This window comes from Asaia sp. SF2.1 (assembly GCF_000505765.1).
In the GTDB taxonomy this organism is placed as follows: domain Bacteria; phylum Pseudomonadota; class Alphaproteobacteria; order Acetobacterales; family Acetobacteraceae; genus Asaia; species Asaia bogorensis.
Genome location: NZ_AYXS01000006.1, coordinates 52,703 through 55,577 on the forward strand (window position 1 = coordinate 52,703; position 2,875 = coordinate 55,577).

The window sequence follows — 2,875 nt, forward strand, 5'->3', positions numbered from 1 at the left end:
CGAGTGAGGCGACGATCGAGGGGGAAAGCCCTCAGGAGACCCTCGCACGTCTGGTGCAAACCGCCCTGCCCCGACGCTATCCGGCCGGCACACCGGAGACGGTCCGTGAGCAGATCAGACATGAGCTGACCCTGATCGAGCGGCTGGGCTATGCGCCCTATTTCCTGACAGTGAACACGATCGTCCAGCACGCCCGCTCGCTGGGCATTGCCTGTCAGGGCCGTGGCTCGGCCGCCAACTCAGCGATCTGTTATGTGCTGCGGATCACCAGCATCGATCCTATCCGCTCTGGCCTGCTTTTTGAGCGGTTCGTTTCCGAGGACCGCAAGGAGCCGCCGGATATCGATGTCGATTTCGAAAGCGATCGACGCGAAGAGATCATTCAGTGGATCTACAGCCATTACGGCCGTCATCGGGCCGCACTCTGCGCAACAGTCCAGCGCTTTCAGCCGAAGGGCGCGCTACGCGAGGTCGGCAAGGTCCTCGGCCTGCCCGAGGACGTGACCGGCCAGCTTTCGCGCCATATCGCGTCCTGTCTGGATGACCCGCAGATCTGCCGCGAACGTCTGATCGAAGCCGGTCTCAATCCGAAGGACCGGCGTCTCGCGCTCACACTACACATGGCGCGCCAGCTTCTCGGCTTTCCGCGTCAGCTGGGCACCCATCCCGGCGGGTTCGTCCTCACCCAGGATCGCCTGGATGAGCTCGTGCCATTGCAGCCGGCCGCGATGGAGGGACGGCAGATCATCACCTGGGACAAGGATGATATCGACGCGCTGTGCTTCATGAAGGTCGATGTTCTGGGCCTGGGCATGCTGGGCTGTCTGCAACGCGGCTTCGAGCTCATGAGCGCGCATTATCGCCTGAGCATGGATCTGGCCTCGGTGCCGGCTGAGGATCCCGAGACCTACCGGATGATTCAGCGCGCCGACACGCTCGGCACATTCCAGATCGAGAGCCGCGCCCAGATGGCCATGCTGCCACGCATGAAGCCGACAACCTTTTATGATCTGGTCATACAGGTCGCGATCGTGCGTCCCGGCCCCATCCAGGGGGATATGGTTCATCCCTATCTGCGCCGACGCGCGAAGATCGAGCCCGTGATCTATCCGAGCGATACGCTCGAGAACATTCTCGGCAAAACCCTTGGCGTGCCACTCTTTCAGGAGCAGGCGATGCAGGTGGCCATCCATTGCGCAGGCTTCACACCGGGCGAGGCCGACCAGCTCAGGCGTGCCATGGCAACGTTCAAGATGACGGGCGGTGTCTCTCCCTTTCGCGAAAAGCTCATCGCCGGCATGCAGCGCGAGGGCTATACGGCCGAATTCGCAGAAGAGACTTTTTCCCGACTGGAGGGTTTCGGGTCCTATGGCTTTCCCGAAAGCCATGCGGCGAGCTTTGCGCTCATCGCCTATGCCTCGTCCTGGATGAAGTGCCACTACCCCGACGTGTTCTGCGCCGCCCTGCTCAATTCCCAGCCCATGGGCTTTTATGCGCCGGCCCAGATCGTTCAGGATGCGCGCGCCCATGGGGTCGAGATCCGCCCCATCTGCGTCAATGCATCGCGCTGGGACTGCACCCTGGAAAGAGCGGCAAAACCCGCCTCCAACAAAAGCAGGGGATTGGCTTTGCGCCTCGGGCTGCGCCTGGTGCGGGGTCTGGCAAACAAGGATGCGGCCGCACTGATCGCGGCGCGCATGCCGCTCTATGAAAGCATCGACGATGTGTGGCGTCGCGGCGATATCCCGCTGCAGGCGCTCGAGGCACTAAGTAATGCCAATGCCTTCGCCTCTTTCGGCGTCGATCGCCGCGCCGCGCTCTGGGCGGTCAAAGGGCTCGATGCAGCACCGCTTCCGCTTTTTGCGGCGGCCGATCGAGGACGCAACTTCATCGAGCCGGAGGTGATCGAGCCGGACGTAGCGCTTCCTGCGCTCCCGGCGCGTGATGCCGTGCATGAGGATTATCGCATGACGGGTCTGAGTCTCGAGGCGCATCCGGTCTCCTTCCTGCGTCCGCTTTTCGACCGCGAAGGCATGACGCGATGCGGCGATCTGGCCAGCCTGCGGGACGGGGCGCGGATCTCGATTGCAGGGCTCGTACTGATGCGACAGCGACCCGGTACCGCGCACGGTACCATGTTCATCACGCTCGAGGATGAGACGGGGATCGCCAATCTGATCGTCTGGAAGTCCGTGCGCGAAGCCTGGCGGCGGCCGTTGATCTCAGCCCATCTCATGGTGTGCCACGGCACGCTGCAGAAAGAGGGCGAGGTCATTCACGTCATCATGCGCGAGCCCGAAGACAGGACGGATCTCCTGAAGGGGTCCGAGCCCGTCAAGGCTCGTAATTTTCGATAGGAGAGAGGAATCATGGCGAAAAAGAACCGCGAGACCGCCTATGAGAGCGGCCCCCAGACGAAGATTATCCTGCAGCCCTATCTGTGGCGCACATCCAGAGAGGGCGAGGTCACGCTTGAAGCAGCCCCTGCGACCGCGTGTCGCGACCCGGCGCATGGGCTGCAGCTCCTCGACCGGATCGGTGCGGGAGGGACGATGTTCGCAGGCGCGCATCTTGTGTGCGTTACGGCCGACCCCGAAGCCGGCGATTACAGCGAGCCTGAGTTTCTTGGGGAAATCGGCGACGTACCGGAAACGAACGAATAGCGCGCAATACCCGGCTTTTGTCTCGACCTTTCGGGGAGAATGCTGCGCGCTTTTGGCTCCCACCCCACACCGTCAGGAGACATGGAAGCACGACCAGCATCAAAAGATCGGACTGGCTTCGCCGCGCAGGGCGGGTCTGTGACCTCATCCAGCGGCAGGGAAACCGCCTCTCCCTGCCGCTGATCCATGAGGTAAGCATGGACTTGGACATA

1 protein-coding gene and 1 pseudogene are annotated in these 2,875 nt (G+C 62.5%); both read left to right on the top strand.

Annotation, left to right across the window (positions count from 1 at the left end; all coding sequences use genetic code 11):
- Nucleotides 1–2,357, top strand: a pseudogene (locus P792_RS0118185) (error-prone DNA polymerase); the annotation flags it as partial.
- Between the two features lie 12 nt (nt 2,358–2,369).
- Complete coding sequence (locus P792_RS24775; protein WP_023977982.1) at nt 2,370–2,663, top strand: hypothetical protein; 294 nt, start codon at nt 2,370–2,372, stop codon at nt 2,661–2,663.
- The last annotated feature ends 212 nt before the right edge of the window (nt 2,664–2,875 follow it).